We start from the raw sequence: 17020 nt of genomic DNA, 5'->3' as shown, positions 1-17020 counted from the left end.
GCGTCTGGAGTATTTTCCCCCTGAGGACTGACGATGAAACTCAGCAATTCTGCCCCGATTAGCAGCGATAGCGTGCTGGCCCGCATGGCCCCAGAGATAGCCGCGACCTTTAGCCCCGCGCAGGTGCGGGCGTTGCAGGTGGCCCTGACGCCGCGCCGCCACCCGGTGAATATTCGCCTATCGCTGCCGCTGGGCATCACCCGGATTTACCTGGTGCTGCTGGCCGGTACCGAAGTGCGATCGGCAACTCGCCGTCGCCAAGATGCAGCCCAGCATCCCCTCTGGACACCGACAAACATGCTGGTGATGGCTGGCACCATGGGCCTGGGCATTTTGGCGCTGCTGGCAATGGTGCAGATCACCAGCGTCGATTTAGCGGCGGTGTTTAACCCCAAGGCAGCCCCGGCAGGAATTCCCTTTAAGGCAGACCGCAGCAGTTGTGAAGAGAGTGGGCGCACCTGGCGCGAGGGCAACTGCCTCGATTTTGGCCACGACCCCACGTTTTAGGAGCACGGCACAGCCCTTAACCAGGCAACCTGGAGGTAAATCTCAGCGTTTTCCTGATGCGAGGCCAGGGCTCTATTGCCTACCGTAGATGTATTCATTGGCATCGACAGTAGTTGGAAATCAGGGGCATAAAGAGTAGAGAAGCGGCTATGAAATATACCTGCGCTGATGATATTGATTCGCATCCCGCCCGTTATCTGGGGTCGGCCTTTGAGCCACGCCGTCCGCTGCCCGAGCCCGAGTCGCCAGACCTGAGGGCAGCGCCTGGGCACAGCGACCCCCTGGCGCAGGCGTTTAGCTCGCTGCAACGCATTCACCAGTCTTTAGATCTCGCGGTAGTGCTGCCGACAACGGTGTCTGAGGTGCGGCAGCTGTTGCAGGTAGAGCGCGTATTTTTGTTTCGCTTTGAGCCCGACTGGAGCGGAGTGGTGGAGGTCGAAGACTGCGCCCCCGGCTGTCTGTCGCTGCGGGGGCAGCAGGTCTACGACGAGTGCTTTGCCGACAAATGGGTCAGCGCCTACACCCAGGGCCGAGTGCAGGCGGTGGGCGATGTGGATCAGGCAGAATTGACCCCCTGCCACCGAGATTTTCTCAAGGGCTTGGGGGTGCGGGCCAATTTGGTGGTGCCACTGCTGGCCCACGATCGCCTGTGGGGGCTGCTGGTGGCCCAGCAGTGCTCTGCGCCGCGCCCCTGGCGGCTGGCGGAGGTACAGATGATGCAGCAGCTGGCGGTGCAGGTCGGTCTAGCCATTCAGCAGGCGGAGCTGCACCAGCAGATGCAGGCGGAGCTAAACGCCCACCGGCAGGCGGAGGCCCAGCTGCTGCACAAGGCCCAGCGATCGCACGATCGCCACCTAGAGAGCATTGGCACCCTGTCCGGGGGCATGGCCCACGACCTCAGCGACATTCTCACCCCAATTATGCTGGCGGCAGAAATGCTCAAGCAGCCCGCCCTCGACAGCGAGCAGCAGCAGCAGTGGCTCAACCGCATTCACACCAGCGCCCACCGGGGCGTTAGTTTGGTCGATCAGGTGCTCTCCTTTGCCCAGGGTATGGGCGGTCAGCGGGCGGAGATTCAGCTGGCCTACCTGCTGGGGGAACTGGTGCAAACCCTGCAAGAGATCTGTCCTGCCGGCCTCACCGTGACCTCACGCCTGCGGCAGGCTCGCCTGTGGACGGTGCATGCCAACGCTATCCAGCTGCACCAGACGTTTATGAACCTCTGCCGCAACGGGTTTGAGGCCATGGCCGAGGGTGGCACCCTGCACCTCGAGGCGCGCAACCTGTGGTGGCGGGGAGCCCCTGAGCATCCCCACATCAAGCCGGGGGCCTACGTGGTCGTGACGGTGACCGATACGGGCACGGGGATGACTCCGGCGGTATGCGATCGCAGCTGCGACCCCTTTTTTACCACCCGCGCCGAAGCGGGTCATTCTGGGCTGGGGCTCTCCACGGCTCAGGGGCTGGTCAAAAGCCACGGCGGCTGGCTCAAAACCTCCAGCCGGCCCGGCCACGGCACCACCGTTGAGGTGTACCTGCCGGCGATCGCAACGCCCGCAGAGCTGACTGCAACCCCAATGCCCGCTGGGCTAGAGGGCGGCAACGCCCTGGTGCTTTTGGTGATGGCCGACGACCCGGCCCGCGAGTGGCACCGCGCCCTGCTAGAGAGCTACGGCTACCGGGTGCTGGTGGCAGAGGATGGGGCCGATGCGATCGCCCTGTTTATTCAGCACCAGGCCGAGCTGGGAGCGGTGGTCTTAGACTTGACCCTACCCACCCTCAACGGCACAGCCATGCTGCGCCGTATGCAGCACATTTTGCCTGCGCTACCCCTGGTGGCCCTGGGCCAGGGCGACCTCGGCGAGGTCGCCGTGACCACCCTAGACTCGCCCGATAGCGCGACCCTGCTGGTTACCCTGGCCCAGGTGTGCGCCCCCGACCCAGGCCAAACTCAGCAATAATCTGACCCAGACTCAGGCATTTCCTGATAGGTAAAGCCATCTGCAAAGCCTAATCTAGAACTGTCTAAGAGGTGCGTTACCGGAGTAAGCCAAGGCTAGGTTCATCAATAGGCTATAGCTTGCTCCGGTTTTTTTTGCCTTGCCCCCCTGGCTTGCAGACATCATTTTCCCCGTACCCCTACTTCTTACTAGGCCATGGCACAGTCTCTCACCACTGCCTACCAGCGCATTCCCTTCGTGCCCCCGGCTGAATCGGCGGCGGCTCAGCCCACCGTAACCACCGCCCCCTGCCAGCCCCTGCGCCACTGTGCCGCTGAGTTTAGTACCTATCTGCAGCGCTGCTCAACCCTGTCTGACCTGCTGCAAACCGCCATGGTCAAGATTTGTGGGGCGATCGCCGCCGATGTGGTGGCCGTGAGCCAGCGGTCGGCTAACGACAATGACTGCCTGCTGGCCACAGCCTATAGCCATGGCCCTGCGCCGGAGGTCTGCCCTCGCTATTTTCGCTGGGAAATGGGCCTGGCTGGCCCAGAACACACCCAGTGTCTCGACGCCACCGCTCTAGGGCAGCTGCCCGCGGCCCTAGAGCAGAGTTTACAGCTTCAGCACATGGACAACGGCTGGATTGTTCCCCTGTGGTACAACGGGCAGATTTGGGGGCACTTGATGGGGTTTTGGCGATCGCCCTTTGCCCCCAGGGTCGTCGATATTATGGCTCACCTAGAGCAGATGGCGGCTCAGCTCATGGTGGGCGTTAGACTGATTGAGCTTCAGCGGCAGGCCGACTACAGCCAGGGCCAGCAAAGGCGGCTAGAGCAGTTGCTGCATCACCTTCAGCTGCACGACTCGCTGACCGGGCTGCCCAACCGCAGACACCTTTTGCAAGAGCTCACCCAGGCGCTGACCAACGAGTCGGCCGCCCAACTGACCGGGGTGGTGCTGGTGAATATCGATCGGTTTCAGGCCATTAACGACAGCCTGGGCCACGAGGCCGGTGATCAGCTGCTGCTAGAGATCAGCTTTCGCCTAGCCCAAGCCCTAAAACCTGCCCACGCGCTAGCCCACTGGGGCGAAGACACCTTCGCCATTGTGCTGCGGCAGCTGCCTGATGCAGACAGCGCGACGGCGATCGCCGCTAACCTGCGCCACGAAATTGAGCGCCCCTACGACTGCAACCACACTGAGGTCTTTCTCACTTGTTCCATGGGCATTTCTGTGAGTCGTGCTGCCCACACCACCCCCGAAGCGCTGGTGCAAGAAGCTGACACGGCCCTGCACCAGGCTAAGGGCCAGGGCCATGGACAAATTTTGAGCTTTCAGCCCGCCATGCACGATCGGGTGGTGGCCCGGCTTCAGCTCGAAATTGATCTGCGCAAAGCCATCCAGAACCAAGAGTTTGTGCTTTACTACCAGCCGATTGTGGCCTTGAGCGACAAAACGCTAGTGGGCTTTGAGGCCCTGGTGCGCTGGCAACACCCCACGGGTGGAATGATTTCTCCAGCAGAGTTTATCCCCCTCGCCGAAGAAACCGGGCTAATTGTAGCCATCGATCAGTGGTGTTTGCAGACGGCCTGCGAACAAATGCGTCAGTGGCAGCAGCGGTGGCCCAACCTACCGCCCCTGAGCATTAGCGTTAATCTCTCTAGCCAGCATTTTTTGCAGCCCAATTTGGTCGAGCACATTCAAACCTGCCTAGAGACAGCCGAGGTTGCCCCCAATCGCCTCAAGCTCGAAATTACCGAAAGCGTTTTAATTGGCAACACTGGCTTAGCCACCGCTATTTTGACTGAGCTTCAGCAGCTCGGCCTTCAAGTCAGCATGGATGACTTTGGCACGGGCTACTCATCGCTTAACTATTTGCACCAGTTTAATTTCAACACTCTCAAAGTCGATCAGTCATTTGTTGCGCTGCTAGAAGCCGGTACTAAAAAAACGGCGATCGTTCAGGCCATTATTACCCTGGCCCACGCCCTGGGCATGAATGTAGTAGCCGAAGGAGTAGAAACCTCAGCGCAGCACGATTTATTGGTAGCTATGCATTGCGAGTATGGCCAGGGCTATCTATTTGCCAGGCCGCTAACTTTAGATAACGCCACTGGCACAATCGAGCGGCAACTTTTCTAGGGTAGGCCTCAAAAATTTAATTTAACTAGGGATAAGCGATCATCTCTCATCCTAAATCCGAGTCACACAACCCCGACTCGAAACCGATACCTCGTAGGGGCATTGCATTGCAATGCCCCTACAAATCGTGGGTATGCAGATAAGATTTGGCAACGTCCCTATCTGAACCTGTGAGCAGGACAGCAATAATTTCACTAAGTAGGTCGCCTTAAATAAACGACGCTGTAGGTTGTGCCTTGCCACCAGTCCAACGCACCGCAAGATTTGGGCTAGTGCATCATTGCGCGGCGTGATGCATATTACGTATGAATGGCGAGATAGAGGATGCCGCTGTGGATTGGGTGCATGATGCCCAAAGAACAAGTCGAAAACTCTACGAAAAACCAGGCAAACAGTCCAGATCTGACAACCCGGAAGGATTTAACATCTCTTTGCAGACTTGTTTTAGTCTTGATAAAAAGATGCTTTTTCGTGAATCCGGAAAGTTCTTAAAATTGTTGATATAAGGTTAGAAAGCGTGGCTTTTTAATTCCTTTTTCAGCGTATTTTTGTCAGATTTAGACGGCATAAATCAGATGGGTTTTTATTCGAAACTATCTCAATATAATTACGTAAAAAAATTCACGTTCTGAAAATAAACTAGCAAAACTTAGGTGCAATTAGCGGGGGTTAATTTGGTCACACCCACTAAAGTAGTAGACATGGAGGAAAGAGATAAAAGCCTGGTTGTGAGCAAGCGATTCACCCATCTGCTATTCGAAGAACGAAACGACTAGCACTTTCGCTAACAGACTCAATCAGTCATCTCTTTACTTCAGTGCAAGCTACCGCAATTCTGGCTAAGGAAGAGGTTTTTCCCTCAGTTTCAAAGGGGAATGGATTTCTAGATCCAACCCAGAATTTAGGCCGCAGGGGGCCTTCCCTATACCCTGCAAACAAAATCACTTTAGGCAAACGATTGCCACTTCAGGAGACTCATTATGTTTGCTAAAACTTTCCGTAATACCCTAATCGCTTCTAGCCTGCTCGTCGGCGCATCTCTACTCGCTGGCCCTGCTGCCCTAGCGGCCACTGACAACGGTGAAGCAACCGGTACTGTCCAAGCCGTTAACACGATTGACTTTACGCCAGCGACAGGTACAGCCATTACCGGTGGGGCTGCTGAGCTAGCTTACCCCATGGGCACCTTAGCCCTACAAGACAACGCGACCGCTGGCTGGACCTTAGAGGTGAGTTCTCTTAACGGGGGCAAATTGCTCCATACGGTCACTCCCGCTAATGTTATTGCCTACACGCAACTCACCACGGATGATCTTGGCGCTTCGACAGCTACCCCAGTAGACTTTGTGGCGGCAGCTACTAACTATGAGCTGCACGATTCCCTCTTCGACGCTGTTGTAGCAGAAGGCGTCACTGGTATAGCCGTTACGGCGGAGATCGCAGCTGGTCAGTGGGTTCCTGTTGGCACCTATGCCGACACCTTGACCTTCACCCTAACCTCTAAATAATCCTTCCTTGAGGAATTTAGAGTTGACGTGACGGTCTGATTTAATCACCAAGTTATGTGGAGGTGCTCTAGGGCATCTCCACATAACAAGTGTGTTTTTGAGGGCAAAAAATGCGAAATTATGACCTCTTTAAATGGTTTGCACCGGCAGCACTAGGGCTAAGTATGCTGTGCCCAGCGGCGGCTTTAGCCTTGGAAATTATCGACTACACCCCTAGCAGTAGCTTTACCCTCAGCCTCAGTGCCGGCAACCCCAACCAAGACTTTGGCACGGTTCATATTCAGTCTGACAGTGCTAACGGGTGGGTGTTACGCGTGCGCTCTATCCAGAGGGGCAAACTCTCCCACAGCACTCATCCCTCTGCTGTTCCCTACACATTGACTGTGGATGGCCTTCAGGTCAGTAGCCTGGCTAGTGGTGACGATGTCCAGGTGCAAACCGCCTCTACCCTGACCTGCCCACCCCCCACTGGCTGCACTCTACCGGTGCGAGCCACGGCATTAGCCAGCGACATCGCCGGAAAACCAGCCGGATCGTACTCAGATACGCTGGTGTTTACCCTGATTAATCAATAAAAATAAATTAATCTTGATATCCTCAGCGATATTCCCTTAAATCCCCGAGAGAGACAGATAAATTGATAAGAAAAGGGGCACTATTAACCCAGTGGTTAGCTACAAAAACCAGGGTTAATTTACCGCATTCCTTCAGCAATTTTAAGCCCAGTCTCTCCGCAGCACCCCATGGAGAATCGACAATGAAAATTTTGACACAAACCTTGGCACCCATTGGCTGTCTAGCTTCACTTCTACTGGGAGCGGGGGCATTGATGGCACCACCCAGCTGGGCCGATGCCACCTATCAGCTCTCCCCCTCTAGCCTCACCCTCGAACCCAGCGGCTCTCGCTCCACTGGCTCGTTTCAGGTGCGCAGCACAGGCGATGAGCCCGTAGCCGTTGAAATTCGCGTCACCGAACGCCAGATGGATTTGAACGGCAGAGAAACCCGCCCCGATGCGGAAGATGATTTTGTGGTTTACCCACCCCAAATTTTGCTGCAACCGGGCCAGGTGCAAACAGTACGCGTCACCTGGCTGGGCGAGCCGAACCCAGAGTATGAACTGCCCTTTAGACTAATTGCCGAGCAGTTGCCCATTGCCTTTGACGAGCCTGAAGCTGTGGTCACCACCCCGGTGGTGAGAATTAGCGCCCTCTATAACTTTGTGGCTTCTCTCTACGTTGCACCCCCAGGGGTTAGCCCCAACGTGGTGCTTGAAAGCGCCAGCTACCAAAACATCAACGGGCAAGATGCTCTGGTGGTGCAGTTCAATAACCAGGGTACCGCCCGTCAACTGCTGACTGGCCTGCACCTCACCCTAGAGGCAGGCGGGCAGACAGTGACCCTCAACCCCGAGCAACTGCAAGGGATCAGCGGCGAAAACCTGCTGGCCCAAAACCAGCGGCAGTTTACCGTGCCCTGGCCCGCTGGGTTGCCCGTGGGGCCAGTTACCGCCACCTTTGATCTGCGATAAGCCCTGCCCCATAGCGCTGACCAGATGGCCCAGGAACTGGCAAAGCCAAACCCTGGGACGCCATCTGGCTCTCGATCGCTACTACCGAAGCACCGTCTTAGAGGATGTTTGAAAAGTCCTATTTCTTGTAGCAAAAGTGGAGATCCCCCTAAATCCCCCTTAAAAAGGGGGACTTTTATCCCCCTTTTTAAGGGGGGCAGGGGGGATCGGCCGGTGACTAAAACTACAGCAAATCACTTTTCAAACGCCCTCTTAGGCTGGTTTTAAGCAGCGATCGCAATACCCCTCTGTGCGCTGGTTCCAGCGCCCCCCTGGATGCCCCGTGTTAACGCCCTACCTGCTCACAGCAACGACGGCAACTCTGCCGGTCAATCCTTTGCCTCCCCCTTCAGCGGAGGCTGCACTTACAGCTGCGGCTGAAGCCCTGACCCCACCCCAAATTGCCGTGGCTCCCAACCCTGAAGCGACTGGGGGCCACGCCTTGGTATCTGGTTTACCTGCCCCACAACCGTCGTTTTCTACAGCCCGGCAGCCCTTGGCAGCAGTTCCCCCTTCATTAGCAGAGGCGACAGTTCAGGCTGCCACCCTGGTTGAACAACAGTTTGCAGAACCTCAACTTGCTGCCGTCCAAACTAAAAATGCTAATTCGATGCACCCCGGTGCTCGCCCAAGCGCGCCAGAACTGGGTCTGGATGCCAACCAGGCTGCCTGGAGTCCAAAGGTGGCGACTAGCGCCCATGCCGCTGCGCTTTTTCGGCCAGAGCCTGCAACCCCAGCTTCAGCACCATTGGCACTGAACCCAGAGCCCGAAACCCTCGTTTTAGAGGCTGAAATCCCTAATGCAGAACCAGCAGCTCCTCCGGTAGAGCCTGAAAACCAACCTGAACCCTCCACCCCAGAGAGCGCAACCCCAGCCCCAGCGGCTCCTGAGCCTGAGACTGAAATTCTTGATTCAGACCCTGGAAACTCTTCACCTGAGACTGAAGCCCCTGAAGCAGAACCGGACGCTACCGCTACCGAAGCACCGGCTTCTGAATCTACGGAGGAATCGGCTGAAACCGAGGCTGAACTGTTTGAGCGAATATTTGGCCGCCCGCCGCCGCAGGATCAGGCGATCGCGGTGCCCTTTTTCATTAACGATCAGCCCCAGGGGCAGGCGATCGTGGTGATTGCCGAGGGCAGTGCCAGCCAGGTGCAGGCCGCCCCGGTGCTCGACAAAACCGCGACTATTTTGCAGCCAGACTTGCAGAGCCAATTGGCTGCGATCGCCGATAGCGAGGGCTATTTGCCCCTAGATCAGCTGCAACAGTTGGGCATTGAGGTTGTGTTTGACCAAACCCAGCTAGAGCTATATCTACAGATTCCGGCAGCGCTGCGGCGCACCAATGTGGTGGGAGTCACCGGGTTGCCCCCCGAGGCGGCAGATGCTCTGCCTGTGAGCAACGTCAGCGGGTACCTAAATATTTTGGCTGGCGAAGACATTGTTTGGTCAGGCTCGGGGAGCACCGGACGGCAGCCTCTGCGCATTGCCCTCGATGGAGCGCTGAATGTATCGGGCTGGGTACTAGAAGGCCGCGCCAATGTCATTGAAGGCGGTACGCCGGGGTTTAGCCGGGGCGATGTGCGCCTGGTGCACGACGACCCGGTCAATGCCCTACGCTATATGGCAGGAGATTTGTCGATTCCGGTAAGTGGTGCGTTTCAGACGGTGGTGCCCCTGGGCGGCATCTCGGTATCTCGCAACTACAGCCTGCAACCCTATCGCGTCACCCGCCCCACGGGGGAATTCACCTTCTTTTTAGAGCGGCCTGCCAGAGTAGAAATCTACATCAACGGGGTCAGGGTGCAGCAGCTCCAGCTAGAGGCGGGGCCGCAAGACATTCGCAACCTGGCCCTGAGCACCGGGGCCAACGATATTCAGCTGGTGATTACCGATGACCTGGGGCAGGTGCAGCGCCTCGACTTTGCCACCGCCCTGGCCGGTAATTTGTTGGCACCGGGGCTACAGCAGTTTTCTTACAATTTGGGCTTCCCTACCCGCACTCTGAGCGGGCAGCGCCAGTACCAATGGGATGAGCCGCAGCTGGCCCTGGCCCATCGCTGGGGAGTCAGCCCCACCGTGACCCTGGGCGGCTATGCGCAACTGACCCCTTCCTATCAAATGGTAGAAACCGACGGAGTATGGGCCTCGGCGGTAGGCAACTGGGGTTGGGATGTGGCGGCCAGCCACACCAGCGAACTGGGCACGGGCCTGGCCATGCGGTTGCAGTATGAGCTGCCCCCCAGTCCCCAAGACGCCTCCAACCGATCGCTGCGCATTGCGGCGGAGTACCGGGGCGATCGCTTCACCACCTTTGGCTCGCTCAGCCCCAGCGCTGACTGGCTCACCCTGTCGGCGGCCTACAGCCAGCGCATTTTTGACAACACCAGCTTGAATATCGGCGGCGGCTACCGCCTGGGGCGCGATGGGCCAGATAGCTACACCGCTAACCTGGGACTGTCGCGATCGCTGGGCAACGGCCTCAGCGGCAGCCTCAACCTCAACCACAGCCGCAACCAGCAGGGCCAGAATGAAACTCGCGCCTTTTTGGGGCTGTCTTGGCTGATGCCCCAGCGCCGCCAGTCGGTAGCGCTCAACACCACAGTGAGCAGCACCGAGGCGATCGGCAGCCGCCTGTCGTGGAGCCGCAGCCCCGATCGTCGACTGCAAAGCCCAGGCCTAGCGCTCGATCTAAACCGAGGCGGCCAGGGTTACGACCTGTCAGGACGACTGACCTATACCGACTACCGCTTTGATCTAGGCCTCACCCACGATGTCGCCTGGCCCACGGCAGCGGCGGCGGCCACCAGCAACACCACTCGTCTGACCTTTGGTACGGCCCTGGTGTTTGCCGATGGCCACTTTGGCTGGTCGAGGCCGATTACCAACAGCTTTGTGCTGGTGGTACCGCGCGATCGCTGGCGGGGGCAAACCATTGGCGTCAACCCCAGCCAGGAGGGCTATGGGGCCGTCGTCGATGGGTTGGGCCCAGCGGTGCTGCCCGATCTCCAGCCCTACTACGTCTCGCGGCTGCGGCTTGAGGCTCCCGAGGCTCCCCTGGGCTATGACCTGGGCACCGATGAATATGTGATTATGCCCAGCTACCGTAGCGGTACGCTCATCATGGCCGGCACCGAAGCCTCGGCGTTTGTCCGGGGCGTGCTGGTGGATGAGGCCGGGGCACCTCTGGGGTTGCAGGCGGGCGAAGTGGTGTCGTTGTCCGATGCTGACTGGGCCGCTCAGCCCCTGTTTACCAACCGCATTGGTCGATTTGCTCTGCTGGGGTTTACCCCAGGGATGTATGAGATTCGGCTGCGCGATCGCGCCCCACTGCAATTTGAAATCACTCCTGACCAGGAAGGCATCATTGATCTCGGCACATTGCAGATCGGCCCTTCCTAAGCCCAACAAAAAATCTCTGGGGTTTTTAAAAACCCCAGAGATTTGTCCTTTAGACGAGACCTGAAACTGAGCTAAGCCACCGACACCCAGCCCTTAACCAGCGCCAGAGGAATGCTGATGTAGGGGTTTTGGGTAAACACCCGAATTAGCTCGCCGCTGCCCGCCTCCAATGCCTTGAGCAGCCGGGCTTTAAACTCAGGGCTAACCCGAGCTTTTTTCTGCAGGGCGTTGCTCACCACCTGGGGCCGCTGGTGGGCGGGCACCTGAGAGGCCTGCTCGGCCAGCTGTTGCAGCAACTCTTCTACCTGAACAACGAGTTCAAAGTCAGAGACCGTATCCATCGCGTGCTGATTGTACTGCACCGATTTTTGCTGGCCCCCCGCTTCTACGGTGTCGGCAAAGCTACCGATGTTGGCACCGCGCATGTCGTACTTAGATACACCAGTCATAATGCTATTCTCCGTTACAGAAACTGATTGAACGTAAACGTTTTGCCGGGTCATGGCCTTGAGCAGCTCCAGCAGTTCGTCGTTTTGCCGCTGCACCGTCGCCATCTGCTCTTCTTTAAGCTGAAGCTGATGGCGATAGTAGTCGCCCCGACCCAGGGTGCTGAGCAACTGCTGCACATTGGGCTTCTCCACCACTGGCGGCGGCGGCGCTTTGAGACCAGGTACCCCAACCCGCACCATCAGGTCGCCATCGCTTTGAAGCTCTACCGATTGCAGGTAGATGTCAGGGCCAACGGCTCTGACTGAGGCGGGCCAGTCAATACGGTAATGGCGGGGGCCATCGGTTTCGCATGCCTCCACAAAGCTCTGGTAAAACTGATGCAGAGCTGAGCGAAAGTAAGCGGTGTAGGTGTTGGCCGTCTCGCCACTATCTCCCTGAGCCATGCAAGACAACACGTAAACGTGGTCGCAGGTCACGTTTTCTAGGGTGGCCAGCACGCCAATATCGACATCGCTGACCATGATGCCGGTCAGCTCTGCCCCAGTCATCCGAGCGTTGGTGAGCTTGGCGTTGGTGAGCTTGGCCCCCTTGAGGTTGGCCCCGGTGAGGTCGGCCCCAGCCAGGTTGGCCCCAGCCAGGTTGGTCATGCTCAGGTTGGCGTGGTGCAGGTTAGTGCCGCGCAGGTCAGCTTGGCTGAGGTTGGCACTGAGCAGTTCGGCCTCGGCCAGGTTAGCCCCGGCCAGATTGGCGCTGCCCAGGTTGGCGCTGCTGAGATTGGCAGCCCGCACATTGGCATGGCTCAGGTCAGCCCCCCACAGATCGGCAGAGTACAGGTCGGCCTTGTGCAGATTGGCTCCGCTGAGGTTGGCCGCGCTGAGGTCGCTGGCGCAGAGATAGGCTTCGCTTAAATCGGGTTTTATGGTTGGGTTATCATTGCGCCAGCGGTTCCAGGTTTCGATGTTTTGTTTTAGATGCACGAGGTGGGTTGGGCTGCCCATGAGACGCACCTCCCCTAAGTAATAGGCCCTGATGATGAGAGAGACGCTTCAGCGATGAAAAGATGCAAAGGGCTGAAGCTGATAGACACTAGCCCAAGGGCTAGACAGAGAACAGAAGGCTTCAGCGGTGAAAAGATGCAGGATGCTGAAGCTGGTAGACACTAGCCTTTGGGCTAGACAGAGAACAGAAGGCTTCAGCGGTGAAAAGATGCAGGATGCTGAAGCCGGTAGACACTAGCCGAGGGGCTAGTCTAGCAGTGCCACTCGCACGATGGTCTGCTGCCCAGGAATGCTCTCGATCAGCACTTCACCCCGATGCAGCTCGACCAGGCGTTTGGCAATGGTGAGACCCAGGCCAGTGCCGGTGGCTTCTGACTCGGGTTCAAACTGGAGGTAGGCCCCCACGTGGGCGATCTGGTCGGGGGTCATGCCCTGACCGTAGTCGATCACGTAGAAGGTGACCTTGCCGTCGCCGCGCGACCCAAATACTTTGATTGGGGTGCCCACGGCAGAAAACTTAAAGGCGTTGTCCAGCAGCTCTTCGCAGACCTTGCGCAGCTGGGCCTCAGACATAGGCAAGTCTAGGTGCTCAAGGGAGATCTCCAGGTCGTCCTCGCGCAGGTAGTCGGCGGCCATGGTCTGGGCAATCTCGGTAATTACCTCGTCGGCGCGATCGGTGTGCTGGCGCTGGAGGGCCTGGGCAGAAATTTGCTCGGGGCTGAGCCGCTCCAGCTTGGCAAACAGCATGACGTTTTGGGTCAGGCGGGCGGTGCGCTGGGCGTTGCGGTGAATGGCCTTGGCCAGGGTGACGACCTCTTCGGGCTCCAGGGTTTCGGCCTCGTCGATTAGGGTGGTAGAGAGCTTGAGCACTTCGCGCATGGGGGCACCCAGCTCCCGGGGTAGGGCGATGCTAATGCTGCTGCGCAGGGCGTTGAGGTGCTGCTGAGTTTTTTGCTCCACAGCACTCTGGGCCCCTAGGCGGGTTTGAATCATGCGCAGCAGATCGTCGTGGGTGAAGGGCTTGGTGAGGTAGTCGTCGGCCCCTAGATCCATACCGCTGCGAAAGTCAACCCGTTCGGCCTTGGCGGTGAGAAACACAAAGGGCAGGGTGGCTAAACCGGGATCTTGGCGGATTTGCTGCAAGACGCCGAAGCCGTCGAGCACAGGCATCATCACGTCGCAGATCACCATGTCGGGTTTGAACTCGTGAATTTGGCGCAGGCCCTCTTCGCCGTTGGCGGCGCTGTCAACAATAAAGTCTTCGGCGTTGAGAATGTCAACGATGCTGTCGCGTACCCCAGCTTCGTCTTCGATTACCAGAATCTTAGCCATGATGGTCACTCCATAGTACAAGGGGTAATACAACGGTAAAGGTGGTGCCTATGCCCGCTTCACTGACAAACGAAATCTGCCCCTGATGGGCTTCGGCGGCCCGCTTGGCAATGACCAAGCCCAGGCCGGTGCCGGAGATATTCCCCACGTTGTCGGCCCGGTGAAAGGCTCCGAAGAGCCGCGTCTGGTCGGCGGGGGGAATGCCAATGCCGCGATCGCTCACCTGCAGCACGGTCTGGTCAGCCCCACAGTTGAGGGTGAAGGTGACCGGGGTGTGCTCGGGGGAATATTTCACCGCGTTGGAGAGCAGGTTGAGGAGCATGTGCCGCAGCAGCTTTTCGTCGGCCAGCACCCAGAAGCGATCGCCCGTGGCGATGAACTCGATGGGGCTGGCGGTGCTGATTTGGGCAAACTGCACCTCTTCGACCAGGTCGAGGCAAAACTGTTGCAGGTCAATGGGGGCCACGGTGCAGTCGAGCTTGCCCGCTTCAGCTTTGCCCACGGTGAGCACGTCGTTGAGCAGGCCAATCATGTGATGCACCGAGGTTTGAATGCGCTTGAGCACCACCTGCTGCTTCTCGGGGGGAAACTTTTGGCCGTAGCGCTCCAGGGTTTCGGCTGAGGCCAAAATGGTGGTCAGCGGCGTGCGAAACTCGTGGGAGGCCATGGAGATAAAGCGGGTCTTGAGGTCGCCCAACTCTTTCTCGCGGGTGAGGGCTTTGCGAATGTTGACCTCGACCTGCTTGCGCTCGGTGATGTCGCGGGTGATGCCCCGGTAGCCCTCGAACTCCCCTTCAGTGGTAAAGATAGGAGAACCACTGATGTCGAGGGTGACGGCCTCGCCGCTGGGGCGCAGGCAGGTGGCCTCCAGCTGGGTAAAGGGCTGGCGCTGACCCACCAGCAGGGCCAAAATGGTGCTAAACCGCACCGCCTCGTCGTCGGCCATGAAGTCGGTGAACCGGTGGCTGAGAATCGCTTCGGCGGGGCAGTCGAGAATTTCGGTGGCGCGGGGGTTGATGTAGCTAAAGGCAAACTGGCGATCGATTTCCCACACCCAGTCATTGGTTTGCTCGACCAGGCTGCGAAACTTAATTTCGCTGGTTTGCAGGGCGGCTTTGGCCTGCTCGCGATCGCTGATATCCAGCCCCACAAACACCGCCGCGCTGCCCTGGTCGTACTTTTGGGCCACCAGCAGCCAGTGGCTCGCCACCCCATTCGCCGAAAACTGCATCTCTTGGGTGATTAGGTTGGCCTCGCTGCCTAAGAAATCTTGAGCAAACTGGCAAAAGGGCGATGCCTGCCCCAAAAAGCCCACGTGCTGGCCAATGAAGTCAGCGGGGAGGAGGTCAAAGGAATCGGCCAGACGGTGGTTGCAGCCCAGGTAGCGCCCGTCTTTGCCCACCCACGACACCATGGCGGGCACCGCGTTGAGCACGGCCTGAAGCTGCTGATTGGTTTTGGCCAGGGTTTGCTCGGCCTGGCGGCGCTGGTCTACTTCCTGGCTAAGCTTTTCGGTGACCTGACGCCAGGAGGCGGTGCGTTCTTCTACCCGCTGCTCTAGCTGATCGTTGAGCTGTTGCAGGTGAATTTCGTACTGTTTACGGGTTTCGAGATCCTCCTGGAGCTTTTGGTACAGCTCTGACTGGCGCACGGCAATGGCCACCGATCGCGCCAGCTGCTCCACTAGGCGAGTTTCCCAGTCGCGCCAGCGGCGGGCCTCGCCGCACTGGTTGATCACCAAGAGCCCCCAGAGCTGATGGTTGCAGACAATGGGCACCACCAGATTGGCCCTAATTTGCAGCGCTTCAAGCATCTCCACGTGGCAGGGGCTGAGGCCCGCCCGCTGAATATCTTCCACCGCCTGAAAGCGACCGTAGCGGTAGGCTTCAGCCCAGTGCTGCTCAAAGCAGGTGTCTTCAATGGTGTGGCCCAGCAGCGACTGCCAGGGCGGCACCACCGCTTCTACAGCTACAGTGCCGCTGGCGGCGGTATCAAACCGATAGATCAGGGCGCGATCGGCCCCCAGCAGCTGTCGTACTTCCCCCACCGTGGTGGAGAGAACATCCTGCACTTCAAGAGATTCGTGAATGCGCTGGGTGAGGGTGGTGAGCAGGCGATCGCACTTGGCCTGTTCTTCGAGCAGCTCGGTGCGCCCCTGCACCAGACGCTCTAGCTCAGAGCTGTGGCTTTTCCAGATCTCTACCTGTTCGCTGTCAGACTGCTTAAAGGTCTGCCACAGATGGCTAAAGGAGGCTTGCAGCTCGCGCAGGTCGAGGCTGTAGAGCAGGTCTGACTGACTGATCACCCCTAGAGGCTGCTGCTCAGGGGTACCCACCACCAGGCAGGGCAGGCGGTGCTGGCTCATTTCTTTGTAGGCCAGCCATAGCGAATCGTTGGGCTGAAGACAGAGCTGCGGATCGCGCATGATCGCCTGCACCGGCAGCTGAGCCAGATCGAGCTGCCGCGCCTGAAAGCGCAGCACATCCTGCCGCAGCACCAGCCCAAGCAGCACCCCGGCGGCGGGGTCAACCACCGCCACGCAGTTGACCTGGTATTCGGCCAGCAGCGTGGCGACAGCTAGGGCCGAATCGGTGGGGTGGGCGGTCGCCAGGTTGGTGGTCATGCGCGACTGCGCCCGCTGTAGTTTGAGCACGTGGGGCGGCTGCAGCGTCTGCTGCAGCGAGCCGATGGTCACTAACCGCACCGGGTGCTGATCGGCATTGACCAGGGGCACATGGTGAATCTGCCGCTGGCGCATGAGATCTAATATATCGAGGGCGCTGTGGGTTTCGCCAACCGGCAGCACCGTCAGCGAGTCGGTCATGAGCTGGTGCACCGGGGTGGCGAGATCGACGCCGTTGATCACCATGCGAATGACATCGCGATCGGTGACGAGCCCTACTAGCTGCTGCCCCTGCACCACCAGCACGCAGCTGTGCCCCTGAAGCGAATCCTCACCTAGAGAGTTAATCACCTCTTGCAGGGTGGCAGTTTGGGGCACCGTCACCGGAGTAGTGCCGAGCGACCACAGGGCTTCGGGCCGGTGACTTTGGCCAAAATTTGCGGTTTGAAGGTTGGGCATGGCTTGAACCGCCGATAGCGATGGGGAACTTGGATCGGGTCGCTGCTAGGGCATAACCGCACAGCCTGGGGGAGATTGCTTCTCC

At 58.6% G+C, this 17020-nt stretch carries 10 protein-coding genes; 7 read left to right on the top strand and 3 right to left on the bottom strand.

All coding sequences use genetic code 11. From position 1 onward, the window contains the following. The first annotated feature begins 33 nt into the window (after positions 1–33). The 7 genes from VB780_RS09130 (at position 34) to VB780_RS09100 (ending at position 11073) form a co-directional block, all read left to right on the top strand. The gene (locus tag VB780_RS09130; RefSeq protein ID WP_323350828.1) at positions 34–507 is read left to right on the top strand and encodes a hypothetical protein; all 474 of its coding nucleotides are present in this window, start codon (positions 34–36) and stop codon (positions 505–507) included. Positions 508–656: 149 nt separating this feature from the next. Continuing rightward, positions 657–2468 (top strand): GAF domain-containing protein, encoded by a 1812-nt coding sequence (locus tag VB780_RS09125; RefSeq protein ID WP_323350827.1) that lies wholly within the window; start codon positions 657–659, stop codon positions 2466–2468. Positions 2469–2663: 195 nt separating this feature from the next. Beyond that, the gene (locus VB780_RS09120; RefSeq protein WP_323350826.1) at positions 2664–4592 is read left to right on the top strand and encodes a putative bifunctional diguanylate cyclase/phosphodiesterase; all 1929 of its coding nucleotides are present in this window, start codon (positions 2664–2666) and stop codon (positions 4590–4592) included. Positions 4593–5572: 980 nt separating this feature from the next. Then, positions 5573–6100 (top strand): hypothetical protein, encoded by a 528-nt coding sequence (locus VB780_RS09115; protein ID WP_323350825.1) that lies wholly within the window; start codon positions 5573–5575, stop codon positions 6098–6100. A gap of 110 nt (positions 6101–6210) precedes the next feature. Continuing rightward, on the top strand, positions 6211–6675 hold the full coding sequence (locus VB780_RS09110; protein WP_323350824.1) for a hypothetical protein: 465 nt from the start codon (positions 6211–6213) through the stop codon (positions 6673–6675). Positions 6676–6857: 182 nt separating this feature from the next. Then, positions 6858–7631: a molecular chaperone gene (locus VB780_RS09105; RefSeq protein WP_323350823.1), complete on the top strand. Its 774-nt coding sequence runs from the start codon at positions 6858–6860 to the stop codon at positions 7629–7631. A 322-nt stretch (positions 7632–7953) separates the two neighbouring features. Beyond that, positions 7954–11073 (top strand): fimbria/pilus outer membrane usher protein, encoded by a 3120-nt coding sequence (locus VB780_RS09100; protein ID WP_323350822.1) that lies wholly within the window; start codon positions 7954–7956, stop codon positions 11071–11073. A 71-nt stretch (positions 11074–11144) separates the two neighbouring features. On the opposite strand, the gene VB780_RS09095 is transcribed toward VB780_RS09100, so the two are convergent. The 3 genes from VB780_RS09095 to VB780_RS09085 form a co-directional block, all read right to left on the bottom strand. After that, positions 11145–12521: a pentapeptide repeat-containing protein gene (locus tag VB780_RS09095; RefSeq protein ID WP_323350821.1), complete on the bottom strand. Its 1377-nt coding sequence runs from the start codon at positions 12519–12521 to the stop codon at positions 11145–11147. 246 nt (positions 12522–12767) lie between these two features. Then, positions 12768–13853: a response regulator gene (locus VB780_RS09090; RefSeq protein ID WP_323350820.1), complete on the bottom strand. Its 1086-nt coding sequence runs from the start codon at positions 13851–13853 to the stop codon at positions 12768–12770. Beyond that, on the bottom strand, positions 13846–16935 hold the full coding sequence (locus tag VB780_RS09085; protein WP_323350819.1) for a CBS domain-containing protein: 3090 nt from the start codon (positions 16933–16935) through the stop codon (positions 13846–13848). The genes VB780_RS09090 and VB780_RS09085 overlap by 8 nt, the downstream gene beginning before the upstream one ends. Between the last annotated feature and the right edge of the window lie 85 nt (positions 16936–17020).

The sequence above is a fragment of the Leptolyngbya sp. CCNP1308 genome (assembly GCF_034932455.1).
Lineage (GTDB): Bacteria > Cyanobacteriota > Cyanobacteriia > Phormidesmidales > Phormidesmidaceae > Nodosilinea.
The sequence above is the reverse complement of the archived record's forward strand: the minus strand, read 5'-3'. Positions and strand labels throughout refer to the sequence as shown.